The sequence below is a fragment of the Streptomyces sp. Ncost-T10-10d genome (assembly GCF_900091955.1).
Classification (GTDB): domain Bacteria; phylum Actinomycetota; class Actinomycetes; order Streptomycetales; family Streptomycetaceae; genus Streptomyces.
In genome coordinates, this window is the sequence record NZ_FMDF01000227.1 from 79,884 (window position 1) to 105,606 (window position 25,723).

Sequence of the window (25,723 nt, forward strand, 5' to 3'; positions counted from 1 at the left end):
TCCACCATGCGGGCCCCTGCGTACCACCGCTCGGTACGCGGGGGCCCGCCTGCGAAGGCGGGCCCGCCTATCCTGGCGCCATGCTGACCATCACCCAGGTGCTCTACGACCAGATCGTCGCGCACTCCCGCGCCGACCACCCCGACGAGGCGTGCGGCGTGGTCGCGGGGCCGGCCGGAACCGGCCGCGCCGAACGGTACATCCCCATGCTCAACGCCGCCCGCTCGCCCACCTTCTACGAGTTCGACTCGGGCGACCTCCTCAAGCTCTACCGAGAGATGGACGACCGCGACGAGGAGCCGGTGATCATCTACCACTCCCACACCGCGACCGAGGCCTACCCGTCCCGCACCGACGTCACGTACGCCAACGAACCCGGCGCCCACTACGTGCTCGTCTCCACCGCGGACACCGACGACGCGGGCCCCTTCCAGTTCCGCTCGTACCGGATCGTGGACGGCGAGATCACCGAGGAGGACGTCGAGGTCGTCGAGGCGTACGAAGCCGCCTGACCTCCTCGCACAGCCCGACCCCGGCACTCCACCGGCCGGACGGGACCGGGCCCACCACGGTCCCGTCCACCTGTCGAACACCGACCTTCCATCAGGTGAGATCACATTCCGGGTCACGGACCGGGAATCGATACGATGACCGCATGGTTCCCCATGACGTGAGCGACAAGACGCCGGGCATGCTGCTCGTTGCGCGGCTGCACGTCGACCTGTGCAGGCTCTCCAGCGCGATCTGTACGAGCCGCCTGCCCGCCGGCCGCGAGGCCTGAGCCGGGCTCGCGGCCTGAGCACCCATTCGTCACGCACCAACCCCTGCGCGGGGGCAGAGCCGCGCGCCCCACGCCACCTCCCCGCTTTCGACAGGAGCCCACGCCATGGCCATCGAGGTCCGCATCCCGACCATCCTCCGCACCTACACCGACGGCGCCAAGGCTGTCGAGGGCAACGGGGAGACCCTCGCCGACCTCTTCACGGACCTGGACAGCCGCCATAACGGCATCCGTGAGCGCATCGTCGACGGTGACCAGCTCCGTCGCTTCGTGAACGTCTACCTCAACGACGAGGACGTCCGCTTCCTCGACGGCATCTCCACCAAGCTCAGCGACGGTGACAGCGTCACCATCCTCCCGGCCGTCGCCGGAGGAGCCGCCGGGGCGAAGCCCCGTCCGGCCGGGGTGGCGGTCGGGCGACGGGCGGGCATGAACTGATGCGGTACGACAGCCCGCTCGCCGCGGTGGGCAACACCCCGCTCGTCCGCCTGCCGCGGCTGTCACCGTCGGACGACGTCCGCATCTGGGCCAAGCTGGAGGACCGCAACCCCACCGGCTCGATCAAGGACCGCCCCGCGCTCCACATGGTCGAACAGGCCGAGAAGGACGGCCGGCTGACCCCCGGCTGCACCATCCTGGAACCCACCAGCGGCAACACCGGCATCTCGCTCGCCATGGCGGCCAAGCTCAAGGGCTACCGCATCGTGTGCGTCATGCCGGAGAACACCTCCCAGGAACGGCGCGACCTGCTCGCCATGTGGGGCGCCGAGATCATCTCCTCCCCGGCGGCGGGCGGCTCCAACACGGCCGTACGCGTCGCCAAGGAGCTGGCCGCCGAGCACCCCGACTGGGTCATGCTCTACCAGTACGGCAACCCGGACAACGCGGGCGCCCACTACGCCACCACCGGCCCGGAGATCCTTACCGACCTCCCGTCCATCACCCACTTCGTGGCGGGCCTCGGCACCACCGGCACGCTCATGGGCGTCGGCCGCTACCTGCGCGAACACAAGCCCGACGTCAAGATCGTCGCCGCCGAGCCGCGCTACGACGACCTGGTCTACGGGCTCCGCAACCTCGACGAGGGCTTCGTCCCCGAGCTCTACGACGCCTCCGTCCTCACCACCCGCTTCTCCGTCGGCTCCGCGGACGCCGTCACCCGTACCCGCGAACTCCTCCAGCAGGAGGGCATCTTCGCGGGCGTCTCCACCGGCGCCGCACTCCACGCCGCGATCGGAGTGGGAAACAAGGCCGTCAAGGCGGGGGAGTCGGCCGACATCGTCTTCGTCGTCGCGGACGGCGGCTGGAAGTACCTGTCGACGGGCGTCTACACGGCCCCGACAACAGAAGCGGCCATCGAAACGCTGCACGGCCAGCTCTGGGCGTAGCCCGTCCCGATTCGCCGGACGAGCTGAACGTCCAGCCCGTCCGGCGATGGGGGACATCTCTCGGCCTCGCCGGTCTTTGAGGCGCGAGGCCCGCGGCGGAGCCCCGGTGCACACCCCAGCCTCTCCGGCGCTTGAGGAGCAGGGCCCGGGAGGGGCCCCGGTTCCGGGAAGGAGCGGGTAGGGGAACAGGCCCGCCGCAGGCACCCCCGCCGCGGCCACGCCTCCACGGTCACCCGCGCCCCGCCGTAGGTGCCCGCCTCACCCAAGCCCCCGCACCCGCTCCCACACCGCCGGATCCACCACCCCCACCCGCCGTCGGAACCCCCGCACGGCAACCTCCCGCAACTCATCCGTCTCCAGGAAGCTCTCCCGCCCCCGCGCATCCCCCACCGTTCCCGCGGGCAGCGCTATCACCCCGGGCCGCTCCTCGTGATACTTGCTGGTGATCTTCGCGACGAGTGCCGAGTCACCCCGTACCGACAGCACCAGACAGGGCCGGTCCTTCGCCCCGGGCCTGTCCTCGTACGGCACCTCGGCCCACCAGATCTCACCCGGCCGCGGCCTGCGCTCCGGCCCCGGCCCACGCCCCGGCCCCGCCGGCGGACGCGTCCGCCCGCCCGGACGCCCGCCGGAGCGCGTACCCACCGACCTGCCGGAGCGGCCCCGGGGCCGTTGCCCGCCCCGCCCCCGCCCATCGGCGACCGCCACGACGAGCGCGAGCAGGACGACAACGGCAAGCGCGATCCACCACCAGGACATGTCCATGCCCCGACCGTACCGGCGTCCCCGACTCTTCCATCGAACCGGTGACAGAGCAGGTGAGTTCCCCCACAACGGACGGCCATGGAGGAGCGACCGGCTGTTTCGCGCTTTACGCTCGACAAACCGCTCAACAGACCGCACGAACCCTCCCCGTTCCCACGTCTCGGAGGTTCACGCTCCATGAAGCTCACCGTCGTCGGCTGCTCCGGCTCGTTCCCGTCCGCGGGATCAGCATGCTCGAGCTACCTCGTAGAGGCCGACGGCTTCAGGCTGCTCCTCGACATGGGCAACGGTGCCCTCGGCGAGCTGCAGCGCCATGTCGGTCTCTACGACCTCGACGCCATCTTCCTCAGTCACCTCCATGTCGATCACTGCATCGACATGTGCGCGTACTTCGTCGTCCGCTACTACCGGCACGACGGCGGCCGTCCCGCCCCGATCCCGGTCTACGGTCCCGACGGCACCGAGCAGCGGCTGACCACCGCCCATGCCGACACCCCGTCCGAGCGGGCGATGAGCGAGGTCTTCGACTTCCACACGCTGAAGCCGGGCTCGTTCGAGATCGGCCCCTTCTCGGTCCGTACGGAGAAGGTCTGCCACCCCGTCGACTCCTACGCCATCCGGATCGAGCACGGCGGCCGCTCGCTCACGTACTCCGGCGACACGGGTGCCTGCGAGGCCCTGGACGAACTCGCCGAGGGCGTCGACCTGTTCCTCTGCGAAGCATCGTTCGTCCATGGCAAGGAGGACATCCCGGACCTCCACCTCAATGGCCGCGAGGCCGGCGACATCGCCGCCCGCGCCGGGGTGGGGCGGCTCGTCCTCACCCACATCCCGCCGTGGACCGACGCCGACCGCAACCTGGCCGATGCCCGCCTGCTCTACGGCGGGCCGGTGGAGGTGGCGGCACCCGGCGCGGTCTATGAGATCTAGTGCTGTGACCGGAAAGGCACAGCACCGGCCGTCCCGCACATCCGGCACGACGAAGCCCTCACCTCCTGCGGCGGAAGGTGAGGGCTTCGTCGTGCGCCGGGGTGAGGCCCGCGGTGGGGCCTACTTCGCCTCGGCCTTGAGGAGCTCGGCAAGCTCCTCGTCGGACTCGCGGCCCGGAGTCGGCAGGTTGAACTTGGTGATCGCGAAGCGGAAGACCACGTAGTAGACCACCGCGAAGCAGAGGCCGACCAGGACCAGCATCCACGGCTTGCTCGCGATGCCGAGGTTCAGGCCGAAGTCGACCAGGCCGGCCGAGAAGCCGAAGCCGTCCTTCATGCCGAGCGCCCAGGTCAGGGCCATGGACACGCCCGTAAGGACCGCGTGGATCGCGTACAGCACCGGGGCGATGAACATGAACGTGAACTCGATCGGCTCGGTCACACCGGTGACGAACGAGGTGAGCGCGAGGGAGAACATCATGCCGCCGACGACCTTGCGGCGCTCGGGGCGGGCACAGTGGACCATCGCGAGGCAGGCCGCCGGGAGGGCGAACATCATGATCGGGAAGAAGCCGGTCATGAACTGTCCGGCCTGCGGGTCACCGGCCAGGAACCGGGCGATGTCGCCGTGGGCGCCGTTGTAGTCGCCCGCCTGGAACCACGGGAACGAGTTCAGCAGGTGGTGCATGCCGACCGGGATCAGCGCACGGTTGGCGACACCGAAGATGCCCGCGCCGACAGCGCCGGAACCGACCAGCCACTCACCGAAGTTGTGCAGACCGGTGCCGAGGACCGGCCAGATCAGACCGAAGACGATGCCGATGATCAGACCCGCGAAGGCCGACAGGATCGGGACGAGGCGACGGCCGCTGAAGAAGCCCGCCCAGTCGGGCAGCTTCGTCCGGTAGAACCGCTGATAGATCAGGGCCACGACTATGCCCATCACGACGCCGCCGAGCACACCGGCGTTGACCGGTGCGTCGTTCATGACGATCTTGCCGTCCACGACGCTCGCGACCTGGGGCAGGTTGCTGTCGGTGAAGGTGGCGAGCACCTTCTGGAAGACCAGGTAGCCGGTGACCGCGGCGAGGGCCGTCGAACCGTCCGACTTCTTGGCGAAACCGATCGCGATACCCACGGCGAACAGCAGCGCCATGTTGTCGAGAATGGCACCGCCGCCCGCGGACATGTAGCCGGCGAGCTTCGTGATGAACGTCGGGAACGAGTCGCGGCCGAGCATGTCCGCGTTGCCGAGCCGGACCAGCAGTGCGGCCGCGGGCAGCACCGCGACCGGCAGCATGAGGCTGCGGCCGATGCGCTGCATGACCGCCATCACGCCGGCGCCCTTCTTCTTGGTGACCGCGGGTGCGGTGTCTGCCGTGGACATCAACTTCCTCCATTGGACAAGGCGCCGCCCAGGTCGTTGACGGGGGGAGGCGGCGACTCGAGAAACGCGGCAGAACGCACGCGGTCTGGACCACTCAGTGGTGTAGACCAGTTGTAGCACGGTGTGGGTTGGATAAGGAACCTGCAATTCCCGACTACTTCGCATGAGCTATCACCCACGCTCGGTCACACGGCGAAGGCCCCCGGGCCGCAAGGGTCCAAGGGCCTGCTCAGGCCGGGCCGAAAGCCCGCCTGAAGTGCTACTTCGTGAGGTTCCTCTCGATCTCCTCCTCCAGCTCATCGGGCTCCCGGCCCGGAGTCTGGAGATTGAATTCGGTGATCGCGAACCGGAAGATCACGTAATACACGACGGCGAAGGCCAGGCCGAGCGGAATGATCAGCCAGGGTTTGGTCGCCAGGTGCCAGTTGATGACGTAGTCGATCAGCCCGGCGGAGAAGCTGAAGCCGTCCTTGACCCCGAGCGCCCACGTCACGGCCATCGAGACGCCGGTGAGCACCGCGTGGATCGCGTAGAGCAGCGGTGCGACGAAGAGGAACGAGTACTCGATCGGTTCGGTGATTCCCGTCACGAACGACGTCAGGCCGACCGAGAGCATCATGCCGCCGACCGCCTTCCGGCGGTGCGGCTTGGCGCAGTGGTAGATCGCCAGCGCCGCCGCCGGGAGGGCGAACATCATGATCGGGAAGAAGCCCGAGGTGAACTGACCGGCCGTCGGGTCGCCCTGCAGGAACCGGTTGATGTCACCGTGCACGACCGTCCCGTCCGGCTTGGTGAAGTCGCCGAACTGGAACCAGACGAAAGTGTTCAGGAACTGGTGGAGGCCGATGACCAGCAGCGCGCGGTTGGCGACACCGAAGATGCCGGAGCCCGCCCAGTCCAGGTCCACCAGCCACTTGGAGAAGCTGGTCAGGCCGTCGCCGATCGGCTGCCAGAGCCACGCGCACAGCGCCCCGAGGAGGAGGCCGACGAACGCCATGATGATCGGGACGAGCCGGCGGCCGTTGAAGAAGCCCAGCCAGTCCACCAGCTTGACCCGGTGGTACCGCTGCCAGAACCAGGCGGACAGCAGACCCATCACGATGCCGCCGAACACCCCGGGGTTCTGGTACTCCGCGGCCGTGACCTTGGCATCGCCGGTGACGCAGGTGCCGAACCAGGTGCCGCCCGAAGTGAACGTGGAACCGGGCGCGCAGTCCACCGGGAAGGCGTGCAGCACCGCGTAATAGACGAGGAAACCGGTGACTGCGGCGAGCGCGGTCGAACCGTCCGACTTCTTCGCCATGCCGATGGCGACACCGACGCAGAACAGCAGCGGAAGGCCGAGCCCCGAGTCGAGCAGCGCTCCGCCCGCGGCCGCGAACACCTTGGCGACATTGCCCCAACGCAGGCCCTTGTCGCCGAATACGTCCGGCTGGCCCAGCCGGTTGAGAATGCCTGCCGCCGGCAGAACGGCGATCGGGAGCTGGAGGCTGCGGCCCATCTTCTGCAGGCCCTGGAAGAGGCCGCTCCACCATGCCTTCTGTGGAACCGCGGCGCTGCTCGAGCTCATCGGCATCCTCCCGGAACAAGACGCGTTCGGCGGTCGTTGCACACTGGTGTAGACCAGTTGAGGTACGGTGCGTAACCCGCCTGGAAGACAGGGCACCGGTGATCGTCATCATTGGGGAGGGGGCGATGGCCCGCTCGCGAAGCTGGGCCAAACGTGCGTTACGGTGACGAAACGGACCCATGGTGGGCCGTCGCATGCATGGGAACAACCAGGGAGAAGGCCATGGCCAGCAAGGCTGAGAAGATCGTCGCCGGGCTCGGCGGTATCGAGAACATCGACGAGATCGAAGGCTGCATCACGCGCCTCCGTACCGAGGTCCACGACCCCAGCAAGGTCGACGAAGCCGCGCTCAAGGCCGCCGGAGCCCACGGTGTCGTCAAGATGGGCACCGCGATCCAGGTCGTCATCGGCACCGACGCCGACCCCATCGCCGCCGACATCGAAGACATGATGTGACCAGCCGCCGAACCCCCCGCTGAGCCCGACCACTCAGCACCACGCAGGCCCTGCCCACCCGGACGGGGCCTGCGGTGCACCCGAACGGCCGCCACCCCGCACCCGATAAAGTCGACACCATGTCTCGTATCGACGGCCGCACCCCCGAACAGCTCCGCCCCGTCACCATCGAACGCGGATGGAGCAAGCACGCCGAAGGCTCCGTACTCATCTCCTTCGGCGACACCAAGGTCTTCTGCACCGCCTCCGTCACCGAAGGCGTCCCCCGCTGGCGCAAGGGCAGCGGCGAAGGCTGGGTCACCGCCGAATACTCCATGCTGCCCCGCTCCACCAACACCCGCGGCGACCGCGAATCCGTACGCGGCAAGATCGGCGGCCGCACCCACGAGATCAGCCGCCTCATCGGCCGCTCCCTGCGCGCCGTCGTCGACTACAAGGCCCTCGGCGAGAACACCATCGTCCTCGACTGCGACGTCCTCCAGGCCGACGGCGGCACCCGCACCGCCGCCATCACCGGCGCCTACGTCGCCCTCGCCGACGCCGTCACCTGGGCCCAGCGCAAGAAGCTCGTCAAGCACGGCCGCAAGCCGCTGACCGACACCGTCTCGGCGATCAGCGTCGGCATCGTCGACGGCACCCCCCTCCTCGACCTCTGCTACGAGGAGGACGTCCGCGCCGAGACCGACATGAACGTCGTCTGCACCGGCGACGGCCGCTTCGTCGAGGTCCAGGGCACCGCCGAGGCCACCCCCTTCGACCGCAAGGAACTGGGCGCCCTCCTCGACCTCGCCACCGTCGGCTGCGCAGACCTCACCGTCTTCCAGAACGAGGCCCTGGCCCGCACGCTGAGCGAGTAAAGAAGCAACCCAATACGCACCACAACGCGTCATTACGAACACGGGCGCACGGTCGAACCGTGCGCCCGTCCGCGTATCCGCACCTGGAGAGGAACCGCACCATGGCCAAGGCCACCCGCCACCGCCGCATCACCGTCGCGCTGACCCTGACCGCCCTCGCCCTCACCGCGACAGCCGGCTGCAGTGGCCTCGACAAGACAGTCGACTGCGTCCGCACCGTCGACGCCATCACCACCAGCGTCGACAACCTCCAACAGGCCGTCTCCAACGCCTCGAACGACCCCACCCAGGCATCCGAAGCCCTCGACGACATCGAGAAGGAACTCGGCAACCTCGGCGACAAGACCGACAACGCCGACCTCGGCAAGGCCGTCGACGACCTGCAGTCCGGCGTCGGCAACGTCCGCGACTCCATCGACAAGGGCGACGCCACCCCCGACATCAGCCCGGTCACCGACGCCGCCGAGGAGATCGGCAAGGTCTGCATGCCCTGACAGCCCCGATACTGGGTGACATGACCCGCCTCATCCTCGCCACCCGCAACGCCGGGAAGATCACCGAACTCCATGCGATCCTCGCCGACGCAGGCCTCGACCACGAGCTCGTCGGCGCGGACGCGTACCCCCACATTCCCGACGTCAAGGAAACCGGCGTCACCTTCGCCGAGAACGCCCTCCTCAAGGCCCACGCCCTCGCGAAGGCCACCGGCCACCCCGCCATCGCCGACGACTCCGGCCTCTGCGTCGACGTACTCGGCGGCGCCCCCGGCATCTTCTCCGCCCGCTGGGCCGGCACCCACGGCGACGACCGGGCCAACCTGGACCTGCTCCTGGCCCAGCTCTCCGACATCGACACCCCGCACCGCGCCGCCCACTTCGCCTGCGCGGCAGCCCTGGCCCTCCCCGACGGCACGGAACGCGTGGTCGAGGGCCGACTGCTGGGCACCCTGCGCCACACCCCGTCCGGCACGAACGGCTTCGGCTACGACCCGATCCTCCAGCCGGACGGCGAAACCCGCACCTGCGCGGAACTGACCCCGACGGAGAAGAACGCGATCAGCCACCGCGGCAAGGCGTTCCGGGCACTGGTGCCGGTGGTGCGGGAACTGGTGAGCCAGGCGTAACGGGTACGAGAACGGCCTGCGCACCAAGTACCTTGATTCGCAGGCCGTTTACTGTGCGGCGGAAGGGATTCGAACCCTCAAGCCGTTTCACGGGCCACAGATCCTAAGTCTGCTGTGTCGCCATTGCACCACCGCCGCCAGCCGTCAGACATGCTACCGGGATGTGCCGACGGGCCGGCGGGTACGGGGTCAGAACTTCGGATCCGGCGTCCGGGCCGCGGCCAGTTGAAGAGGGCCGGGAGGGCGGTGGTTTCGATGCTGTCGGCGGCCTCTGTTGCGTGGGCGGCGCCCCCTTCCGGTTTCTGGGAGGCGGGGGTTTCGTCGAGGCGCAGTCGCAGGCAGAGGCCGAGGGGGCCCGCGACGAGGAACGGTATGCGCCGGCCGTAGTCGTCCATCTGGCCGGAGTCGAGGATCGCGGTCAGCGCGGTGACGAGTCCGGCGGCGCCGATGTGGCCGGCCAGGGGTGGGGTGGCGTTTGACCGCTCCCGGATCGGCCGCCTGATGGGGGTCGGGGGCCGCCATGGCCGGGTCCTTTCCTCGGTGGGTGTTCAAGGAAGGGCTTCTGCGCGGTCATGGCGGCTGCAAACCGAATCGATGGCCGAATGGGATGTCCCTCACATCTTCGCGGCCGTCCGAGGCGGTCCTCGACGTGCTCGGCTCAGATGCCGAGGTCCTTGATGATCTTGGCGACATGGCCGGTGGCCTTGACGTTGTAGAGGGCTCGTTCGACCTTGCCCTCTTCGTCCACGACGACCGTGGAGCGGATGACGCCCGTCACCGTTTTGCCGTAGAGCTTCTTCTCGCCGAAGGCGCCGTATGCCTCAAGAGTCTCCTTGGTGGGGTCGCCGACCAGGGTGACCTTGAGGTTTTCCTTCTCGCGGAACTTGGCGAGCTTCTCGGGCTTGTCGGGGGAGACGCCGATGACGTCGTATCCGGCGCCGGCGAGCAGGTCCAGGTTGTCGGTGAAGTCGCAGGCCTGCTTGGTGCAGCCGGGGGTGAGGGCGGCCGGGTAGAAGTAGACGATGACCTTGCGGCCCTTGTGGTCGGCGAGCGAGATCTCGTTGCCGTCGGCGTCGGGGAGGGTGAAGGCGGGGGCGGTGTCGCCGGGCTGGAGTCGCTCGCTCATGGTTCTCCTCAGGTGGCACGTGGGGTGTACGGGACCGAGCGTAATAGGGGTGCCGCCGGGTGCACGGGCGGTCGAGCTGACAGACTGTCGATGAAGGTTTACCGGACGAGGACCACGGAGGCGGCGCAGTGTCGGATGCCAGGACCCCTGCGCAGATCGAGGCGGACATCATCGGCAGGCGTGAGCAGCTTGCGGTGGTGCTCGATGAGATCGGGGTGCGGGTGCACCCGAAGACGATCATGGGTGATGCGAAGGCCAAGGCCGCCGAGGCCGTGGACCGGACGGCCGGGCGGGCTTTTGTGGCGGTGAACCGGACGGTGTCGGACGTGAAGGCGCAGTTTGTGTCCGAGGACGGCGCCCCGCGTCTGGAGCGGGTGATTCCGGCGGCGTTGCTCGCGGTGGGCGTCGTGGGTCTGCTCGCGGTGTCGAAGCGGCGGCGGAAGAAGTGATGCCGCGGTCCGTGTACCCCGGAGGCGTGCGGAGCTGCGGCGGACAGGTAGGTTGCGGGGCGTGAGCGAGAACACCGACGACAAGCTGCCCATCCGCATGCTCCATGACCGTGTGCTGGTCCGGTCCGATACGCCGGAGGGCGAGCGGCGCTCGGGTGGCGGCATTCTGATTCCGGCGACGGCTGCGGTCGGCCGTCGGCTGGCCTGGGCCGTGGTGGTCGCGGTGGGTCAGAACGTGCGGACGGTGGAGCCGGGTGACCGGGTGCTGTACGACCCCGAGGACCGGGCGGAGGTCGAGGTGCGCGGTGTGGCGTATGTGCTGATGCGCGAGCGGGATCTGCATGCGGTGGCGGCGGACCGGTTCGAGGGGTCGGTGGATTCGACCGGGCTGTATCTGTAGGCGGCAGCAGTTGCGAGTGGGGCCTGGTGACCGATGTCACCAGGCCCTTTGCATGTTCTTTGCTACGGTGGGGTGACCCCGACGAGACGCGCCGTACCGGGTTCTGCAAAGACGACGCACCCCGTGTTGTTCGCGTTTTCTGTCTCGTCGGAGGTTCCGTCATGGCGTGGGTTCTGCTGGTTGTCGCCGGTCTGCTCGAAGTGGGCTGGTCGATAGGGATGAAGTACACCGAGGGGTTCACCCGGCTGTGGCCGAGTGTGTTCACAGGCCTCGGGATCGTGATGAGCATGGTGCTGCTGTCCCATGCGGCGAAGACGCTGCCGATCGGTACGGCGTACGGCGTGTGGGTCGGTATCGGTGCGGCCGGTGCGGCGGTTCTCGGCATGGTGGTGCTGGGTGAGCCGGTGACCGCCGCCCGGATCTTCTTCGTCTCTCTGCTGCTGGTGGCCGTGGTGGGGCTGAAGGCGACCTCGGGTCACTGACGCGGCGCCGGGGCGCTCTGCGGTGCCGGGGCGCTCTGGGGTGCCGGGGCGCTCTGGGGTGCCGGGGCGGTCTGCGGTGCCGGGGTGCCGGGGGCGCCCGGGAGGAAGTCGTAGCGGTCCCGGTCACCGCTGTCCGCGCCGCCGTTCTCCGCGCCGCCGATTTCCGTTCCGCCGCCGGTCGGCGTGCCGGTGTCCGGGCCGCCGGTGGCGGGTTCGCTGTTCCAGGGGCCCGGCAGGAGGCTCCCGGGGCTGCTGGGCAGTGTGCCGGAGGGGGTCTCCGACGGTGTTCCGGTGGTGCCGGGGCTGGAGTTCTCCTCGGTGGGCTCGATGGTTTCCTCGGCGCCGCTCTCGAGGCTGAGGTCGAAGTTCTCGACCGTGGTGCCGCGCAGCGCGGCCTCGGTGTACTGGGCCCAGGTCTGGGCGGGCGCGCCCGCGCCGTTGATGCGGGCCAGGCCGAGTGCTCCGTAGAGCGGTTTCTGTGCGCCGGTGTCGGGGTCCTGGCCCATGACGGCGATGACGGTCGTGAGGTCGGGGGTGTAGCCGGCGAACCAGGCGGCCCTGTCCTCTTCGGCGGTGCCGGTCTTGCCCGCTGCGGGGCGGCCGGCGCCCTGGGCGGCGATGCCGGAGCCGCTCTCGACGACGCTCTGGAGGACGGCGGTGGTGGTGTCGGCGGCTTCGCGGCTGACGGCCTGTTCGATGTTCCTGCTGGGGAGTTCCAGGTCCTCGCCGCCCTTGGTGATCTTGTCGACGAGGGTGTACGCGCCGTGCCTGCCGTGGTTGGCGAGGGTGGCGTACGCCTCGGTCATGTCGAGGACGCTGGCGGTGGCGACGCCGAGCGCGATGGACGGGTAGGGGGTGAGATCGGGGGTGCTCCTGGGGATACCGAGGTCGATGGCGGTCTGCTCGACCTTGTCGGGGCCGACGTCCTCGGCCATCTGGGCGTAGACGGCGTTGACGGATTTGTCGGTGGCGACGCGGACGGTGATGGGCCCGTAGCTGATGTCGTCCTCGTTGGAGGGGGCGTATCCGGTGGGTCCGTTCGGTCCCTGGACCATGCGTTTGTTGGTGCCGTCGTACACGGTGTTGGGGGTGATGCGCCGGCCGTCCTGGGTGGTGGAGCCACCCGCGACGGCGGAGGTGAAGACGAAGGGCTTGAAGGTGGAGCCGACCTGGTAGTCGCGGCGGGTCGCGTTGTTCACGTACTGCTTGGTGTAGTCGACGCCGCCGTACATGGCGACGACCCGGCCGGTGCCGGTGTCGATGGAGGCGCCGCCGACGCGGACATTGCGGTCGGCCTCGCGCTCTGTGCTCGTCTGGGACATGACGTTGTCGTCGACGGCTTTGACGAGCGCGTTCTGTTTCTCCTTCTCCAGTGTGGTGGTGATCCGGTAGCCGCCGGTGGCCAGGGTGTTCTCGTCGATGACCTCGTTGTCGGTGAGGTAGTCCTCGACGGTCTGGACGATGTAGCCGCGCTGTCCGGACAGCCCGGTGGACGGCTTGACCTTGCCTGGTACGGGGAACTTCATGGTGGCGCGTTCGCCGGCGGCGAGCCACTTCTCCTTGACCATGCCGTCGAGTACGTAGTTCCAGCGCGCGAGGGCCGCGGCCTTGTTCTGGGGGTGGACGACGACGTCGTAGGCGCTGGGGGCGTTGAGCAGGGAGGCGAGGTAGGCGCCCTCGGCGGTGGTGATGTCGCCGATGTCCTTGCCGTAGTAGGCCTGCGCGGCGGCTTGGATGCCGTAGGCGTTGCGGCCGAAGTAGCTGGTGTTGAGGTAGCCCTCGAAGATCTGGTTCTTGGACTCCTCGCGGTTGAGTTTGACCGCGATGAAGAACTCCTTGATCTTGCGGATGACGGTCTGTTCCTGGCCGAGGTAGTAGTTCTTGACGTACTGCTGGGTGATGGTCGAGCCGCCTTGTCTGCCCTTGCCGGCGAGGGTGTTCCAGGCGGCGCGGACCATGGCTGTGAGGTCGATGGCCCGTTCGGAGTAGAAGTCGCGGTCCTCGGCGGCGAGGACGGCGTGCTGGACGTCGAGCGGGACCTGGGCGAGCTTGACGTTCTCCCGGTTGACCTCGCCGGAGCGGGCGATGACGCTGCCGTCCTTGTACAGGTAGACGTTGGACTGCGCGGTGGCGCTGGCGTTGGCGGGCGGGATGTCGACGAGCTGGTATCCGGCGATGAAGCCGCCGATCAGGAGCAGGGCGACGACGACGGCTGCGCCGACGGTCATCCGCCAGGTGGGGAGGGCGCGCCGCCAGCCGGTGCGCTTGGGGCGCGCGGGCTTCTTCGCCCGCCCGGCTTCGCCGCTCTGATCTGCGCTGTTGCCGCTGTTGCTGCCGTGGGCGGACGGGTCCCTGGGGCCCCGGCCCCGGGGTTCGTGTTCCCCGTTCGGCTGCTGTGGCTCGTCGCTCATGTCCGTGCAGACTCCTCGGCCGCGGTCAGTTCCCCCATAGTGCCCTTTTCTGTGGAATAAGCCCTGGATCGACCCCTGAAAAGCGGTCGCGGCGGCCGTCTTCGTTGGACTAGGGTCGTGCGCTTTGGTGTCCAACGCCGTTGGGCACCCGGGCGATGGGGGGTGGTGCAGTGCGGCTGTACGCGGTGGTGGCGGCGGGTGGGTTCCGGCGCTATGCCACTTACCGGACCGCGACGGCGGCGGGGGTGTTCACCAACACCGTCTTCGGTTTCATCATGGCGTACACCTATGTGGCGCTGTGGGACGAGCGTCCGCAGCTCGGCGGTTACGACATGCCCCAGGCGCTCACCTATGTGTGGCTGGGGCAGGCGCTGCTGATGACCTGCGCCATGATGGGCGGCGGATTCGAGGACGAGCTGATCGAGCGGATCCGCACGGGCGATGTGGCGGTGGATCTCTATCGGCCGGCGGACCTCCAACTCTGGTGGCTGGCAGGCGACTTGGGGCGGGCCGCATTCCATCTGCTGGGCCGCGGCATCGTGCCGATGCTGCTGGGGTCGCTCGCCTTCGATCTGGCGCTGCCCGCCTCGCCGGGGGTCTGGCTGGCCTTCCTCGTCTCGGTGGCCCTCGGCGTCGTGGTCAGTTTCGCGATCCGCTATCTGGTGGCGCTCTCCGCCTTCTGGCTGCTGGACGGGGCGGGGGTGTCGCAGATGACGTCCTTGGCCGGGATGTTCTTCTCCGGGATGCTGCTGCCGCTGACGCTGTTCCCCGGGGTGCTGGGCGACGTGGCGCGGGTGCTGCCGTGGTCGTCGCTGCTCCAGGTGCCGGCCGATGTGCTGCTCGGCAAGAGCACGGGGTGGGGGCTGGTGGAGGCGTACGCCTTCCAGGGCGGCTGGGCGCTGACGTTGCTGTTGGTGGGGCGGTTGGTTCAGTCGGTGGCGACGAGGAGGGTGGTGGTTCAGGGTGGCTGAGACGGCCGGTGCGGTGAAGGTGGCCGGGGCGGCGGACACACCCGAGGTGGTGTTCGTCGAGCGGTCGAGGCTCGTCGAGGGGGTCCGGGCGTACGGGCTGATCGCGACGATGTGGCTGCGCTCGACGATGGCGTACCGCGCCTCGTTCGCGATGACGGCGTTCGGGAACTTCGCGGTGACCGCCTTCGACTTCGTCGCGATCCTGCTGATGTTCCAGCACGTGGATGCGCTGGGCGGATACACGTTGCCGGAGATCGCGCTGCTGTACGGGGCCTCGGGTACCGCGTTCGGTCTCGCCGACCTGGTGATGGGCTCGATGGACCGGCTGGGTCGGCGGGTGCGCGACGGCACGCTGGACACGTTGCTGGTACGGCCGGTGCCAGTGCTCGCCCAGGTCGCGGCCGACCGGTTCGCGCTGCGCAGGATGGGGCGGATCACCCAGGGGGCGCTGGTCCTCGGCTACGCGCTGGTGACGCTGGACATCGGGTGGACACCGCTGAAGGTGGCGATGATTCCGCTGATGCTGCTCAGCGGGGCGGCGATCTTCGCGGCGGTGTTCGTGGCCGGGGCGGCGTTCCAGTTCGTCGCGCAGGACGCCTCCGAGGTGCAGAACTCCTTCACGTACGGCGGGAACACGCTGCTCCAGTACCCGCCGTCGATCTTCGCGAAGGACCTGGTGCGCGGCGTCACGTTCGTGGTGCCGCTGGCCTTCGTGAACTGGCTGCCCGCGCTGTATGTGCTGGGCCGGGACTATCCGCTGGGCCTGCCGGACTGGGTGGCGTTCCTGCCTCCGGTGGTGGCGGGCCTGTGCTGGCTGCTCGCGGGCCTGGCCTGGCGCTCGGGCCTGCGCGCGTACCGCAGCACAGGCAGTTGACGAGAACATCGAGCAGGGCGAGGGCAAGGGCGAGGGCATCGGACATGAACGCAGAGACCCACACGGAGAACGGCACCGATACCGGCACCGATACCGGCACCGGCACCGGCACCGGCACCGGCACCGGCACCAGTACGGACACCGACTTCATCGAGCTCGACAACGTCGAAAAGGTCTTCGACGTGCGCCGCAAGACCGGCTTCATGCGCAGTGAGCGCCGCCAGGTGCGAGCGGTCGACTCCATCAGCTTCCGCGTTGCGCGCGGCGAGATGGTCGGCTACATCGGCCCGAACGGTGCCGGGAAGTCGACCACGATCAAGATGCTGACCGGCATCCTCACCCCGAGCGGCGGCCGGCTGCGGGTGGCGGGCATCGACCCGTCCAGGGAGCGTACGAGGCTGGCTCACCGCATCGGTGTGGTGTTCGGCCAGCGCACCACGCTCTGGTGGGACCTGCCGCTGCGCGACTCGTACCGGCTGATGCACCGGATGTACCGGATTCCTGACGCCCGCTACCGCGAGAATCTGGACCGCTGCATCGAACTCCTGGATCTGGGCGAGCTGCTGGACGTACCCGTACGGCAGCTTTCGCTGGGGCAGCGGATGCGCGGCGACATCGCGGCGGCGCTGCTGCACGATCCCGAGGTGCTGTACCTGGACGAGCCGACGATCGGCCTGGACGTCGTCTCCAAGGCCAAAGTCCGTGGATTCCTGCGGGACTTGAATGCCGAACGCGGCACGACCGTGCTGCTCACCACGCACGATCTGACGGACATCGAGCAGCTCTGCAAGCGTGTGATGGTGATCGACCACGGCCGTCTGATGTACGACGGGGCGCTCGACGGACTGCATGAGGTGGGCGAGAGTGAACGGATGCTGGTGGTCGACCTGGAGCGTCAGCTCCCGCCGATCCGGCTGGAGTCCGCGCCTTCGGTCCGTACGGTGAAGGTGGAGGGGCCGCGTCAGTGGCTGGCCTTCCCGGCCTCGGAGTCGGCCGCACCGCTGGTCGCCCGGATCGCGGCGGACTACCCGCTGGTCGACCTGTCGGTGCGGGAGCCCGACATCGAGGCCGTGATCGCGAAGATGTACGCGTCGGCCGGGGGCATGTAGATCGGTGACGGGAGCGTACGAATAGGCTGAGCGGTATGACAAGTGACCTTCCGGAAATGCGTGCCTCCGATGCCGAGCGTGAGCGTGTCGCCGAGACCCTGCGCGAGGCGGTGGCCGAGGGCCGGCTGGAGATGGAGGAGTTCGAGCTTCGGCTCGAAGCGGCCTACAGGGCGCGTACGCATGGGGAGTTGGAACCACTCCTCCGAGACCTTCCGTCACCGGGCACGGCAGTTGACCCGGTGGGTGCGGCCCCGGTACCGACCAGCTCGGCGGTGCGCTGGGCGGACCGTATCGGCAAGCCCGCCACGTCGCGCGGCGCGTTCGCGGTCTGGGGAGGGTTCGGCCGCCGGGGAAACTGGACGGTGGGCCGGAAGTTCACCGCGTTCACGATGTGGGGCGGTGGCGAGATCGATCTGCGCGAGGCGAACTTCGAGGACCGCGAGGTGGTCATCCGCTGCTTCACGATCATGGGTGGTATGCGCGTGACGGTCCCCCCGGAGCTGAACGCCGAGGTCACGGGCATCGGCATCATGGGCGGCTTCGGCGAGCGCTCGAAGGACGCGGGAGTTCAGTCGCCGGATTCCCCGCGGGTGCGGATCACCGGGCTCGCGTTGATGGGCGGAGTCGGCGTGGAGCACAAGCGGAGCAAGGCGCAGAAGCAGCGGCTGAGGGACGCGGAACGGGCGCGGGAGCTGGACCGGGAGCGCGGGCGCGAGCGGGGGCGGCTGGAGAAGGGCCGGGGGGCGTCGGACCGCTTCGAGGACTGAGCCCGAGACGTCCTCCGGCCTTCCGCCGGCCCCGGCCCCGCCGTCAGAACCGGTCGGAGACGGGCCGGTCGTGCTGCAGGGCCGACAGGTCGACCAGTGAGCCCAGCCGCTGGTAGCCCGTGTCGTTCAGGTGGAGATGGTCGCCGCAGTCGTAGGCGGGCAGCAGCCGGGCCGGGTGGTGCGGGTCGCGGGCCGCCTTGTCGAAGTCGATGACCGAGTCGAAGATCCCGCCGGCCCGGATCAGCTCGTTGACCTGCTCCCGTACGGCGTTCCGCGCGGGTGTCCAGGTGCGGAACCCCTCGTACGGCATCAGCGTCGCCCCGACGACCCGCAGCCCGCGTGCGTGGGCGCGCCGGGTCATGGACCGCAGCGCGTCCGTGATGCGCTGCGGGTCGGTCTCCTGCGGGAACTGCTGCACATCGTTGATGCCGAGTGCGATGACGACCGTCTTCACCCCGGCGACGTCCAGTACGTCGCGGTCGAAGCGGGCGCTCGCCCGTACGCCGCGGCCGTCGCGCAGGATGCGATTGCCCGCGATGCCGGCGTTGACCACTCCGTACCGGCCGCGCAGCCGGTCGGCGAGCACGTCGGGCCAGCGGCTGTTCGCGTCGAGAGTGGAGCCGGTGCCCGCGGTGAGCGAGTCGCCGATCACCGCGATCGTTCCGGCGGCGGTCTCGTTGTGCACGTCGACGGCGGTGAGGTAGCGCCAGTCGGTGGTGCGCCGGGTGCCCCGCCCGTCCTCCACGTACGACGTCTGGTGGGTGCCCGGGTGGATGGTGACGGGGCCCTCGGCGGTGGGGGTGCGCAGGGTGACGACGAGATCGGCGTCGGCGGCGACCGGGACGAGGACCGGGTCGCTGACGATCTGTCCGCCCGCGGCGACGGTCACGGCGGCGGCGCCCCGGAAGGTCACGGGGCGGGTGTTGACCGTGGCGTGGTCCACGACCAGCGGGTGCGTGCCGAAGAGGTTGGAGAGGGTGATGCGGGCCGCGTCGCCGCCGATGCTGGTGTGCACGACATCACGGATGGTGCGCCGGGTCAGGTCGCCGCCGTTGTACGTGTCGATCACCCCGGTGGTGGGGGCCGCCGCCCAGGTGCCGAGCCAGAGGCCGGTGGAGTGGGCCGGTGCGGCGGGCGTACGGGCCACGGACCGCGGGTCGGGTGCGGCGGCCTGCTGCGGCCGGGTGCCGGAGCCGGAGAAGAGGAGGGAGCCGGCGAATGCCACGCCGGCGGCGAGCGCTGCGGTGCCCGCCACGAGGGCGATGAGCAGGGCGTACCCCTGGCGCCTGGGCATGGACGGTGTGTCTCCTGGTTAATCGGACTGATCCCATGATGGGGCAAGGTGTCGGGAACTCGACGTGCGGCCCGGGAGTAGGTCAGGTAAGGACAATGCGTACGGGACACCGGGGGCGATGCGTACGCGGACGGGTGGAGCGGATGGAACGGATCGATGGGACCGGACCCGGCGAACGGGGTGCGGGGCAGCCGGAGCGTGCCCGGGAGCAGGTGGCGGGCGCGGCCCGTCCCGCAAGCGGCGGCCACCCGGCCCCTCTCGCCTCGTTCGCGTACACCGCAGCCGACGAGGAGAAGCGCCGCGGCGTACGCCGGATGAAGACCACGGCCACGGGCCTCCTTCTGCTGGTCGCGCTCGTGTACGTCCTCGCCACCTGGGCGAAGAACGCGGGGGTGGGCGGCTGGCCCGGCTTCGTCGCCGCGGCCGCCGAGGCGGGGATGGTGGGTGCGCTGGCCGACTGGTTCGCCGTCACGGCGCTGTTCAAGCGCCCGCTCGGCCTGCCGATCCCGCACACCGCCATCATCCCCACCAAGAAGGACCAGCTGGGAGCCTCGCTGGGTTCCTTCGTCGGCGAGAACTTTCTCTCCGGCGATGTCGTACGCAGCCGTATCAACGCCCTGGGTGTCGGTGGCCGGCTCGGCGCCTGGCTGGCCGAGCCGGAACACGCCGACCGGGTGACCGCCGAGCTGTCGACCGCGCTGCGCGGTGCGCTGACGGTGCTGCGGGACTCCGATGTGCAGGCCGTGGTGGGTGAGGCGATCACCCGGCGGGCCAATGCGGCGGAGATCGCTCCAGGTCTCGGCAAGATGCTGGAGAAGATCGTCGCGGACGGCGGCCACCGCAGGATGGTGGACCTGATCTGTGTGCGCGCCCATGACTGGCTGGTGCTGCACGGCGATTCGGTGATGGACGCGGTGCAGGGCGGGGCACCGGGCTGGACGCCGCGGTTCGTCGACAAGCGGGTGGGGGAGCGGGTCTACAAGGAACTGCTGCGCTTCATCACGGAGATGCGGGACATGCCGGGGCACCCGGCGCGCGGTTCGATCGACACGTTCCTGACGGACTTCGCGGCCGACCTCCAGACGGACTCGGACACCCGGGCACGGGTGGAGCGGCTGAAGTCGGAGATCCTGGGGCGCGGCGAGGTCCAGGAGGTCATCGCGTCGGCCTGGTCGTCGGTGCGCACGATGATGATCGCGGCTGCGGACGACGAGCAGAGCGAGTTGCGGCTGCGCGCACGGGCCTCACTGCTGACGTTCGGTGCGCGGCTGGCGACGGACGGGCGGATGCAGGCCAAGCTGGAGGGCTGGCTGGAGGACGCGGCGGTCTATGTCGTCACGACGTACCGCGCGGAGATCACCTCGCTGATCAGTGACACGGTCGCGAGCTGGGACGCGGACCAGACGTCGAAGAAGATCGAGGCGCACATCGGCCGCGACCTGCAGTTCATCCGGATCAACGGCACGGTGGTGGGTGCGCTGGCGGGGCTGCTCATCTACACGGTGTCGCAGGCGCTGGGGGCGTAGGGCCCGGGGTTCCGGCTCGTCGGAGCCGGAGCCTCGGGGGTTCCGGGTGCGTACCCGTCCTGTCGTACGGATACGCACCCGGCTCACGCGGGGGAGCGCCCTTGAACACGTACATGGTCCCGCCCGCGTTCAGCGCGTCCGGAAGATGATCACCGGCTGATCACCGGCAATCCGTCCGCGATTCAGGCGGCCCGGCGGGTGACCGCCCACGACGCGGCGGCCACACTGCCCGCCACGGCGAAGACGGCGGGCCAGGCGCCGACCTTCTTGGCCAGCGGATGCGAACCGGCGAACGCGGCGACATACGCGGTGGTCAGCCCGACGGCCGCGCGCGGCCCGGCCTGCCGGTTCCACTCGTACGCGGCGACGGTGCCCGCGGCGGCGAGAGCGACCCCGCCCAGCGGCCGCTTCTTGGTCCACCGTGCGACGGCGTACCCGCCGACCAGCCCGCTCGCCGCCACCGCCGCTGCCGGAACCTTCGCCATCGCAGCCACCTTCGCCTTCTTGTCTGAGTTGTCCGGGCCCGGAGCCCGGGTCTTCGAGGCTAACGCGGTGTGCGGACTTCCTGTCGCCGAGGGGGTGCACAAGCGTTTACCCTTGGGGGTGAACGAGCGTGCACCCCTGCGCGAAGTCCCTGCCGACGAGCACCGTACGGAGAGCCATGCCCGCGGACATACCTGCCTCGACCGCCGCCACGGATGAGGCCCCGCATCCCCGTTTCGCCGTGGGCGTCCTCGCGTTCTGCGGTGTCGTGGTCGCGGTCATGCAGACGATCGTCGTCCCGCTCCTCCCGCACATCCCGGCCCTCACCGGCGCGACCCCCGCAGCCGCGAGCTGGCTGGTCACCGTCACCCTCCTGACCGGCGCCGTCTTCACGCCCGTCCTGGGCCGGGTCGGCGACATGTACGGCAAGCGCCGGGTGCTCGTCGCGTCGCTCACGGTGCTGGTGGTGGGCTCGGTCCTGTGCGCGGTCAGCTCCCACATCGGGGTGCTGATCACCGGCCGCGCCCTGCAGGGTGCGGCGCTCGCCGTCGTACCGCTGGGCATCAGCATCCTGCGCGAGGAACTCCCGCCCGAGCGGGTGCTGTCCGCCGTGGCGCTGATGAGCTCCACGCTCGGCATCGGCGCGGCGGTCGGGCTGCCGGTCGCCGCCCTCGTCGTCGAGAACTTCGACTGGCACACGATGTTCTGGGTCTCGGGGGTGATCGGCGTCATCGACATCGTGCTGGTGCTGTGGTGCGTACCGGAATCCCCGCTCCGCACCCGCGGCCGTTTCGACGCAGTCGGCGCGCTGGGACTGTCCGGGGCCCTGGTCTGTCTGCTGCTCGCGGTCACCCAGGGCGCCGACTGGGGCTGGACGTCCGGGCGGACGGTCGGTCTGCTGGTGGCCGCCGTCGTCATCGCGCTGGTCTGGGGTGCGTACGAGCTCCGCGTCCCGACACCCATGGTCGATCTGCGGGTCTCGGCCCGCCCGGCCGTCCTGCTCACCAACGTCGCCGCACTGCTGATCGGCTTCGCCTTCTATGCGAATTCCCTGGTCACCGCGCAGATGGTGCAGGAGCCGAAGGCGACGGGGTACGGGCTCGGTGCCTCACTCGTCGTCAGCGGGCTGTGCCTGCTGCCGGGCGGCGTGATGATGGTGGCGCTCTCGCCGGTCTCGGCGCGGATCTCCGCGAAGTACGGTCCGAAGGTGAGCCTGGCGCTGGCGGCGGGCGTGATCGCGGCCGGCTACGTGGTGCGGTACTTCACCAGCCACAGCCTCTGGATGATCAACGCCGGTGCGACGGTCGTCGCCTCGGGCACGGCCATCGCGTACTCGGCGCTGCCCGCGCTGGTCATGCGCGGCGTACCGGTCGGCGAGACGGGCGCGGCCAACGGTCTCAACACCTTGATGAGGTCGATCGGGCAGGCATTCTGCAGCGCGACGGTGGCCGCGGTCCTGGCCAACATCACGTTCCTGGTGGGCGGCCGGACGGCCCCGACGCTCCACGCCTACCAGGTGGTCTTCCTGATCGCGGCGGGCGCGGCGCTCGCCGCGATGCTGGTCACGCTGTGCCTGCCGGGCGGCCGCACGCCCACGGCGGGTACGGTCGAAGAGAGCCGCAACGCCCCGGGCGACCGGGAGGACGGTGTGCGGACGATGCCGATCCAGGAGGGCGCATGACCAGCCGCCAGGCCACCGTTCCGGCCCCGGCCCCAGCCCCAGCCCCGGGACCGGAGCCGGCCGCTGTCGATCCGGGCACGGGCCGGGACGCGATCCTGCGCGCCGCCCGCCGGGCGTTCACACAGCGCCCCTACGCCGAGGTGACCATAAGGGGGATCGCGGCCGACGCCGGAGTGAGTCCGTCCCTGGTCGTCAAGCACTTCGGCCGCAAGGAAGAACTCTTCAACACCGTCGCCGACTTCGGCCCCGCAGCCGCCGAACTCTTCGACGCCCCGCTCGACATGCTGGGCCGCCACATGGTGGTGACGCTGGTGCGCCGCCGCCGCGAACTGCAGTCCGACCCACTGCTGCGGGTCGTCTTCTCCCTCGGCAACCGCGACGAACGCTCCCTGTTGCGCGACCGCTTCCACGAACAGGTCACCGATTCCCTGGCCGCCCGCCTCACCGGCCCCGAAAGCACCCTGCGCGCCGAACTGATCGCCGGCCACCTCCTCGGCCTCGGCGCCACCCTCAGCCTCCACCACCAGGGCGCGGGCGCGGACGCCACCCCCGAACACATCGCGGACCTGTACGCGCCCGCGCTGCAGACCCTGATCACGGGGTGAGCAACGGGGGCGAGGCCGGGCCGGAGATGTAGGGTCTGGCCCAACCGGAAGAGGGGGGCCTCATGTCTGTCCGCACCAACGCGCGCGGCGCTGCAACGGCCGTGGCCGCGGCAGCGGTTCTCGGAGCGTTCCTGGTGGGCTGCACCAGCGTCTCCACGTCGCAGGGGCCGGGTGCCGACGTTCCCTATGTGGCGCCGTCCGCGAACGCGTCGGCCATGGCCAAGGCGGCCGACGACGCCGCGGCGGCGAAGAGCGCCTCGGACGAGGCAAGTGCGGAAGCGGAGGCGGCCGAGGCGGCCGAGGTCGCCAGGAACACGCCGGAGGCCGTACGCGATGCCTTCGCGGGTCTCCAGGCCACACTGAATGACACCTGCGCCCCGGGATCGGCGAACTGCGCCTACTTCCTGGGCCGGGTCAACGACGAACTGGCGCGCCTGGACAAGGCCATGAAGGCGGACGCTCAGGGCCCCGGCCACTTCAAGGAGCCGCTGGCCTGGATCAGCGCCCTGCGCACGACGCTGAACGGTGACACCTCCACGGCCAACCTGGAGAAGCACCGCTCCGAACTGATCGGCACCCGCGACCGCATCAACACCTGGATGCAGGGCCACCCGGAGGACTACCGCTGACGGTCGCCGCGCCGCATCGGGTGGGCCGCAGCTGCATCGCCCTGTCCGCGCTCGATCTGCGCGGCCCGCCCCGTCAGCAGCCCGAGCACCTGCCCGAGCTGCTCGCGGGCGCCCGGATCGGTGATGATCCCCTCCGCGTCGACCGCTTTCCGGTCCACGGTGATCCGTACGCAGGCCGGCTCCACGATGTCCGCACCGGTGTAGCCGAGCACCGTCCGCAGCGTGGCCTCCGCGCCCTGGCCGCGACCGGGGGCTGCGGCGTTCACCCACGCGGTCGGCTTGTCGCAGATCTCGGTGCCACCGACCGTCCAGTCCAACAGATTCTTGAACGCCCCCGGCAGGGTCCCCGCGTACTCCGGCGTACAGACGAGAACGGCATCCGCCTCGTCGATCGCCGCACGCAACGCGGCCACCGGCTCCGGCAGCGGCTCGGCGTCGTCATCGGGATTGAAGTGCGGGAGCGTCGCGAGGCCGCCGTAGAGAACGGTTCGTACACCCGCAGGCGCCACGGACTGCACGGTGCGCAGCACGGTCTCGTTGGTGGAACCCCTGCGCAGGCTTCCGGACAGCAGAAGGATCACACGGCGCGTCGACATGTCCGGTCAACCAGCGACGGCAGGGCCTCATTCCCGTAACGACGCCACCCCGGCACGAGCGCGGCTGGCTCGTACCGGGGTGGGCGGTCGGACGGTGCCGACGGGATCAGCTGAAGGCGACGGAACGGAGCTTCAGCCGGCTGGAGGCGTGGCCACCGTTCGGCCGGAGGAGGAAGAACTCGCCCTCGCAGTCGACGCCGGTGAAGACGACGGCGGTCGCGTCGGTGTTGTTCCGCGGAGAGTGGGCGGGGCTCGATGAACCGGGGTCGGCGACCTCGGGCAGGGTGATGCACACCCTGCTCGGCGGGTCGATCAGGAAGGCGACCTGCGGGGAGCCGTCGAGACCGCTGTACGTGTAGCTGAAGTCTCCGGAGGCCGCATCGGCCGAGGACGGCACGGCCACGATGAGCGCGAGCGCGCCGAGGGCGGCAGCCACGGTGGAACGAAGACGCATGAAGGGCACTCCTTGTGCGGGAAAAAAGATCGGAACCGACCCAAGTCTGTGCCGCTGACCTGCGGTTACTGTCAGATATGGGGTTCCGTCACCCGGACGGGAGCTGCCGAATCGGTTCTGCCGACGGCCATGTGGGTCATGTACCGCGCTCGCCGAGTTGACCGCCGCCGCGGCTGGATCACGACAGCACGGGCGGCGCTTCGGAGGCGGGGTCCGGTCGTTTGGTTGCACGTACGGTGTGCCGCGTCCCTGGTGAGCATCTGGATCACGGGGGCCGCGATCAGCCGGCGACTGCGTACCCTCACCATTGCGTCCGTACTGCTCGTTGCCGCTGCGGCCGCCGTCCTGGCGGTGCCGGCCGGCAGCCCCGCTCTCGTGGCTGAGCACCAGCGCGCTCGGGCCGCTGCCGCGTTGCCCGACTCGGCAACGGGAGCAACTCGAAGGTGCTCTGCGAGGCGTGGAGGGCCTGACCGAGGAGGGCGAGCAGTCACAGTGTTCCCACTCCGGCAACAGCTCCGAGTGGGCCCTCGCACACAGCCGACTGCTCGGAACTCTCACTCCGCGGCACGGCCCCTATGCGTATCGATCAGGAGCGTCGAGGGGCGCCTCA

29 protein-coding genes, 1 tRNA gene, 1 pseudogene and 1 riboswitch are annotated in these 25,723 nt (G+C 69.7%); of the genes and pseudogenes, 20 read left to right on the forward strand and 11 right to left on the reverse strand.

The genetic code is table 11. From position 1 onward, the window contains the following. Window positions 1-80 precede the first annotated feature (80 nt). The 4 genes from GA0115254_RS40735 (at window position 81) to GA0115254_RS40750 (ending at window position 2,169) form a co-directional block, all read left to right on the forward strand. On the forward strand, window positions 81-512 hold the full coding sequence (locus GA0115254_RS40735) for a M67 family metallopeptidase (protein WP_093900294.1): 432 nt from the start codon (window positions 81-83) through the stop codon (window positions 510-512). Between the two features lie 143 nt (window positions 513-655). Further along, window positions 656-781 carry a putative leader peptide gene (locus tag GA0115254_RS47080; RefSeq protein ID WP_256103089.1) on the forward strand — a complete coding sequence of 42 codons (126 nt, stop codon included), beginning with the start codon at window positions 656-658 and terminating at the stop codon, window positions 779-781. 105 nt (window positions 782-886) lie between these two features. Further along, window positions 887-1,219, forward strand: a complete 333-nt coding sequence (locus GA0115254_RS40745; protein WP_093900296.1) for a MoaD/ThiS family protein — start codon at window positions 887-889, stop codon at window positions 1,217-1,219. Further along, window positions 1,219-2,169 carry a PLP-dependent cysteine synthase family protein gene (locus GA0115254_RS40750; RefSeq protein WP_093900297.1) on the forward strand — a complete coding sequence of 317 codons (951 nt, stop codon included), beginning with the start codon at window positions 1,219-1,221 and terminating at the stop codon, window positions 2,167-2,169. Before GA0115254_RS40745 ends, GA0115254_RS40750 begins: the two co-directional genes overlap by 1 nt. A gap of 258 nt (window positions 2,170-2,427) precedes the next feature. On the opposite strand, the gene GA0115254_RS40755 is transcribed toward GA0115254_RS40750, so the two are convergent. Continuing rightward, complete coding sequence (locus GA0115254_RS40755; RefSeq protein WP_093900298.1) at window positions 2,428-2,934, reverse strand: type II toxin-antitoxin system PemK/MazF family toxin; 507 nt, start codon at window positions 2,932-2,934, stop codon at window positions 2,428-2,430. A gap of 177 nt (window positions 2,935-3,111) precedes the next feature. Between GA0115254_RS40755 and GA0115254_RS40760 the strand changes: the two genes are divergently transcribed. Next, window positions 3,112-3,864: an MBL fold metallo-hydrolase gene (locus GA0115254_RS40760; protein ID WP_093900299.1), complete on the forward strand. Its 753-nt coding sequence runs from the start codon at window positions 3,112-3,114 to the stop codon at window positions 3,862-3,864. A gap of 120 nt (window positions 3,865-3,984) precedes the next feature. Here the strand turns inward: GA0115254_RS40760 and GA0115254_RS40765 are convergent, their stop codons facing one another. Both GA0115254_RS40765 and GA0115254_RS40770 read right to left on the reverse strand, forming a co-directional pair. Then, on the reverse strand, window positions 3,985-5,250 hold the full coding sequence (locus GA0115254_RS40765; RefSeq protein WP_093900300.1) for a PTS transporter subunit EIIC: 1,266 nt from the start codon (window positions 5,248-5,250) through the stop codon (window positions 3,985-3,987). A 259-nt stretch (window positions 5,251-5,509) separates the two neighbouring features. After that, a complete protein-coding gene (locus tag GA0115254_RS40770; protein ID WP_093900301.1) occupies window positions 5,510-6,820 on the reverse strand; it encodes a PTS transporter subunit EIIC in 1,311 nt (436 codons plus the stop codon). A gap of 222 nt (window positions 6,821-7,042) precedes the next feature. On the opposite strand from GA0115254_RS40770, the gene GA0115254_RS40775 reads away from it, so the two are divergent. The 4 genes from GA0115254_RS40775 to rdgB all read left to right on the forward strand — a co-directional run bounded on the left by GA0115254_RS40775 (window position 7,043) and on the right by rdgB (window position 9,256). After that, window positions 7,043-7,276: a PTS sugar transporter subunit IIB gene (locus tag GA0115254_RS40775; RefSeq protein ID WP_014156020.1), complete on the forward strand. Its 234-nt coding sequence runs from the start codon at window positions 7,043-7,045 to the stop codon at window positions 7,274-7,276. A gap of 119 nt (window positions 7,277-7,395) precedes the next feature. Further along, window positions 7,396-8,133: a ribonuclease PH gene (rph, locus tag GA0115254_RS40780; RefSeq protein WP_093900302.1), complete on the forward strand. Its 738-nt coding sequence runs from the start codon at window positions 7,396-7,398 to the stop codon at window positions 8,131-8,133. 101 nt (window positions 8,134-8,234) lie between these two features. Continuing rightward, window positions 8,235-8,627, forward strand: coding sequence for a hypothetical protein (locus GA0115254_RS40785; RefSeq protein WP_093900303.1), 393 nt, complete (start codon window positions 8,235-8,237; stop codon window positions 8,625-8,627). A gap of 20 nt (window positions 8,628-8,647) precedes the next feature. Beyond that, window positions 8,648-9,256: an RdgB/HAM1 family non-canonical purine NTP pyrophosphatase gene (rdgB, locus tag GA0115254_RS40790; RefSeq protein ID WP_093900304.1), complete on the forward strand. Its 609-nt coding sequence runs from the start codon at window positions 8,648-8,650 to the stop codon at window positions 9,254-9,256. A gap of 54 nt (window positions 9,257-9,310) precedes the next feature. On the opposite strand, the gene GA0115254_RS40795 is transcribed toward rdgB, so the two are convergent. From GA0115254_RS40795 to bcp, 3 genes and pseudogenes are all read right to left on the reverse strand, one after another. Then, window positions 9,311-9,394: transfer RNA gene (locus tag GA0115254_RS40795), tRNA-Leu, on the reverse strand. Window positions 9,395-9,498: 104 nt separating this feature from the next. After that, window positions 9,499-9,717, reverse strand: a pseudogene (locus GA0115254_RS47085) (MFS transporter); the annotation flags it as partial. 197 nt (window positions 9,718-9,914) lie between these two features. Next, window positions 9,915-10,382, reverse strand: a complete 468-nt coding sequence (gene bcp, locus GA0115254_RS40805; protein ID WP_093900305.1) for a thioredoxin-dependent thiol peroxidase — start codon at window positions 10,380-10,382, stop codon at window positions 9,915-9,917. A 128-nt stretch (window positions 10,383-10,510) separates the two neighbouring features. On the opposite strand from bcp, the gene GA0115254_RS40810 reads away from it, so the two are divergent. From GA0115254_RS40810 to GA0115254_RS40820, 3 genes are all read left to right on the forward strand, one after another. Then, entirely contained in the window at window positions 10,511-10,831 is a 321-nt protein-coding gene (locus GA0115254_RS40810) for a DUF3618 domain-containing protein (protein ID WP_093900306.1), read from the forward strand. A 61-nt stretch (window positions 10,832-10,892) separates the two neighbouring features. Further along, window positions 10,893-11,231, forward strand: a complete 339-nt coding sequence (locus GA0115254_RS40815) for a GroES family chaperonin (protein ID WP_030923137.1) — start codon at window positions 10,893-10,895, stop codon at window positions 11,229-11,231. A 56-nt stretch (window positions 11,232-11,287) separates the two neighbouring features. Then, a riboswitch (guanidine-III (ykkC-III) riboswitch) is annotated at window positions 11,288-11,352 on the forward strand. Between the two features lie 40 nt (window positions 11,353-11,392). Beyond that, window positions 11,393-11,713 carry a DMT family transporter gene (locus GA0115254_RS40820; RefSeq protein ID WP_093900307.1) on the forward strand — a complete coding sequence of 107 codons (321 nt, stop codon included), beginning with the start codon at window positions 11,393-11,395 and terminating at the stop codon, window positions 11,711-11,713. Here the strand turns inward: GA0115254_RS40820 and GA0115254_RS40825 are convergent. After that, window positions 11,707-14,124, reverse strand: a complete 2,418-nt coding sequence (locus GA0115254_RS40825; RefSeq protein WP_093900308.1) for a transglycosylase domain-containing protein — start codon at window positions 14,122-14,124, stop codon at window positions 11,707-11,709. The genes GA0115254_RS40820 and GA0115254_RS40825 overlap by 7 nt on opposite strands. 170 nt (window positions 14,125-14,294) lie before the next feature. On the opposite strand from GA0115254_RS40825, the gene GA0115254_RS40830 reads away from it, so the two are divergent. From GA0115254_RS40830 to GA0115254_RS40845, 4 genes are read left to right on the forward strand one after another with little or no spacing between them, the layout of a single operon-like run. Beyond that, the gene (locus GA0115254_RS40830; protein ID WP_093900309.1) at window positions 14,295-15,095 is read left to right on the forward strand and encodes an ABC transporter permease; all 801 of its coding nucleotides are present in this window, start codon (window positions 14,295-14,297) and stop codon (window positions 15,093-15,095) included. Continuing rightward, entirely contained in the window at window positions 15,088-15,969 is an 882-nt protein-coding gene (locus GA0115254_RS40835; RefSeq protein ID WP_370741024.1) for an ABC transporter permease, read from the forward strand. Before GA0115254_RS40830 ends, GA0115254_RS40835 begins: the two co-directional genes overlap by 8 nt. 44 nt (window positions 15,970-16,013) lie before the next feature. Next, entirely contained in the window at window positions 16,014-17,078 is a 1,065-nt protein-coding gene (locus GA0115254_RS40840) for an ABC transporter ATP-binding protein (protein ID WP_256103066.1), read from the forward strand. Window positions 17,079-17,113: 35 nt separating this feature from the next. Further along, window positions 17,114-17,845, forward strand: a complete 732-nt coding sequence (locus GA0115254_RS40845; RefSeq protein WP_093900310.1) for a DUF1707 SHOCT-like domain-containing protein — start codon at window positions 17,114-17,116, stop codon at window positions 17,843-17,845. Between the two features lie 43 nt (window positions 17,846-17,888). Here the strand turns inward: GA0115254_RS40845 and GA0115254_RS40850 are convergent, their stop codons facing one another. Continuing rightward, on the reverse strand, window positions 17,889-19,139 hold the full coding sequence (locus GA0115254_RS40850) for an SGNH/GDSL hydrolase family protein (RefSeq protein WP_093900311.1): 1,251 nt from the start codon (window positions 19,137-19,139) through the stop codon (window positions 17,889-17,891). A 143-nt stretch (window positions 19,140-19,282) separates the two neighbouring features. Between GA0115254_RS40850 and GA0115254_RS40855 the strand changes: the two genes are divergently transcribed. Continuing rightward, a complete protein-coding gene (locus GA0115254_RS40855) occupies window positions 19,283-20,665 on the forward strand; it encodes a DUF445 domain-containing protein (protein ID WP_176740502.1) in 1,383 nt (460 codons plus the stop codon). 182 nt (window positions 20,666-20,847) lie between these two features. Here the strand turns inward: GA0115254_RS40855 and GA0115254_RS40860 are convergent, their stop codons facing one another. Then, complete coding sequence (locus tag GA0115254_RS40860; protein WP_093900313.1) at window positions 20,848-21,150, reverse strand: hypothetical protein; 303 nt, start codon at window positions 21,148-21,150, stop codon at window positions 20,848-20,850. Between the two features lie 176 nt (window positions 21,151-21,326). Here GA0115254_RS40860 and GA0115254_RS40865 point away from each other — a divergent pair, with 176 nt between their 5' ends. The 3 genes from GA0115254_RS40865 to GA0115254_RS40875 all read left to right on the forward strand — a co-directional run bounded on the left by GA0115254_RS40865 (window position 21,327) and on the right by GA0115254_RS40875 (window position 24,063). After that, complete coding sequence (locus GA0115254_RS40865; RefSeq protein WP_093900314.1) at window positions 21,327-22,829, forward strand: MFS transporter; 1,503 nt, start codon at window positions 21,327-21,329, stop codon at window positions 22,827-22,829. Next, a complete protein-coding gene (locus GA0115254_RS40870) occupies window positions 22,826-23,434 on the forward strand; it encodes a TetR/AcrR family transcriptional regulator (RefSeq protein WP_093900315.1) in 609 nt (202 codons plus the stop codon). The genes GA0115254_RS40865 and GA0115254_RS40870 overlap by 4 nt, the downstream gene beginning before the upstream one ends. Before the next feature lie 62 nt (window positions 23,435-23,496). Next, window positions 23,497-24,063 (forward strand): hypothetical protein, encoded by a 567-nt coding sequence (locus GA0115254_RS40875; RefSeq protein ID WP_093900316.1) that lies wholly within the window; start codon window positions 23,497-23,499, stop codon window positions 24,061-24,063. On the opposite strand, the gene GA0115254_RS40880 is transcribed toward GA0115254_RS40875, so the two are convergent. Both GA0115254_RS40880 and GA0115254_RS40885 read right to left on the reverse strand, forming a co-directional pair. Continuing rightward, on the reverse strand, window positions 24,054-24,659 hold the full coding sequence (locus GA0115254_RS40880; RefSeq protein WP_093900317.1) for an NADPH-dependent FMN reductase: 606 nt from the start codon (window positions 24,657-24,659) through the stop codon (window positions 24,054-24,056). The two genes, GA0115254_RS40875 and GA0115254_RS40880, sit on opposite strands and share 10 nt — an antisense overlap. A 106-nt stretch (window positions 24,660-24,765) precedes the next feature. Beyond that, window positions 24,766-25,113: a hypothetical protein gene (locus GA0115254_RS40885; protein WP_093900318.1), complete on the reverse strand. Its 348-nt coding sequence runs from the start codon at window positions 25,111-25,113 to the stop codon at window positions 24,766-24,768. Between the last annotated feature and the right edge of the window lie 610 nt (window positions 25,114-25,723).

Bases quoted from the DNA above. Each gene is read 5' to 3' on its own strand.
- GA0115254_RS40735 (WP_093900294.1), top strand. From the start codon at position 81: ATGCTGACCATCACCCAGGTGCTCTACGACCAGATCGTCGCGCACTCC.
- GA0115254_RS47080 (WP_256103089.1), top strand. From the start codon at position 656: ATGGTTCCCCATGACGTGAGCGACAAGACGCCGGGCATGCTGCTCGTT.
- GA0115254_RS40745 (WP_093900296.1), top strand. From the start codon at position 887: ATGGCCATCGAGGTCCGCATCCCGACCATCCTCCGCACCTACACCGAC.
- GA0115254_RS40750 (WP_093900297.1), top strand. From the start codon at position 1,219: ATGCGGTACGACAGCCCGCTCGCCGCGGTGGGCAACACCCCGCTCGTC.
- GA0115254_RS40755 (WP_093900298.1), bottom strand. From the start codon at position 2,934: ATGGACATGTCCTGGTGGTGGATCGCGCTTGCCGTTGTCGTCCTGCTC.
- GA0115254_RS40760 (WP_093900299.1), top strand. From the start codon at position 3,112: ATGAAGCTCACCGTCGTCGGCTGCTCCGGCTCGTTCCCGTCCGCGGGA.
- GA0115254_RS40765 (WP_093900300.1), bottom strand. From the start codon at position 5,250: ATGTCCACGGCAGACACCGCACCCGCGGTCACCAAGAAGAAGGGCGCC.
- GA0115254_RS40770 (WP_093900301.1), bottom strand. From the start codon at position 6,820: ATGAGCTCGAGCAGCGCCGCGGTTCCACAGAAGGCATGGTGGAGCGGC.
- GA0115254_RS40775 (WP_014156020.1), top strand. From the start codon at position 7,043: ATGGCCAGCAAGGCTGAGAAGATCGTCGCCGGGCTCGGCGGTATCGAG.
- rph (WP_093900302.1), top strand. From the start codon at position 7,396: ATGTCTCGTATCGACGGCCGCACCCCCGAACAGCTCCGCCCCGTCACC.
- GA0115254_RS40785 (WP_093900303.1), top strand. From the start codon at position 8,235: ATGGCCAAGGCCACCCGCCACCGCCGCATCACCGTCGCGCTGACCCTG.
- rdgB (WP_093900304.1), top strand. From the start codon at position 8,648: ATGACCCGCCTCATCCTCGCCACCCGCAACGCCGGGAAGATCACCGAA.
- bcp (WP_093900305.1), bottom strand. From the start codon at position 10,382: ATGAGCGAGCGACTCCAGCCCGGCGACACCGCCCCCGCCTTCACCCTC.
- GA0115254_RS40820 (WP_093900307.1), top strand. From the start codon at position 11,393: ATGGCGTGGGTTCTGCTGGTTGTCGCCGGTCTGCTCGAAGTGGGCTGG.
- GA0115254_RS40825 (WP_093900308.1), bottom strand. From the start codon at position 14,124: ATGAGCGACGAGCCACAGCAGCCGAACGGGGAACACGAACCCCGGGGC.
- GA0115254_RS40840 (WP_256103066.1), top strand. From the start codon at position 16,014: ATGAACGCAGAGACCCACACGGAGAACGGCACCGATACCGGCACCGAT.
- GA0115254_RS40845 (WP_093900310.1), top strand. From the start codon at position 17,114: ATGACAAGTGACCTTCCGGAAATGCGTGCCTCCGATGCCGAGCGTGAG.
- GA0115254_RS40850 (WP_093900311.1), bottom strand. From the start codon at position 19,139: ATGCCCAGGCGCCAGGGGTACGCCCTGCTCATCGCCCTCGTGGCGGGC.
- GA0115254_RS40855 (WP_176740502.1), top strand. From the start codon at position 19,283: ATGGAACGGATCGATGGGACCGGACCCGGCGAACGGGGTGCGGGGCAG.
- GA0115254_RS40860 (WP_093900313.1), bottom strand. From the start codon at position 21,150: ATGGCGAAGGTTCCGGCAGCGGCGGTGGCGGCGAGCGGGCTGGTCGGC.
- GA0115254_RS40865 (WP_093900314.1), top strand. From the start codon at position 21,327: ATGCCCGCGGACATACCTGCCTCGACCGCCGCCACGGATGAGGCCCCG.
- GA0115254_RS40870 (WP_093900315.1), top strand. From the start codon at position 22,826: ATGACCAGCCGCCAGGCCACCGTTCCGGCCCCGGCCCCAGCCCCAGCC.
- GA0115254_RS40875 (WP_093900316.1), top strand. From the start codon at position 23,497: ATGTCTGTCCGCACCAACGCGCGCGGCGCTGCAACGGCCGTGGCCGCG.
- GA0115254_RS40880 (WP_093900317.1), bottom strand. From the start codon at position 24,659: ATGTCGACGCGCCGTGTGATCCTTCTGCTGTCCGGAAGCCTGCGCAGG.
- GA0115254_RS40885 (WP_093900318.1), bottom strand. From the start codon at position 25,113: ATGCGTCTTCGTTCCACCGTGGCTGCCGCCCTCGGCGCGCTCGCGCTC.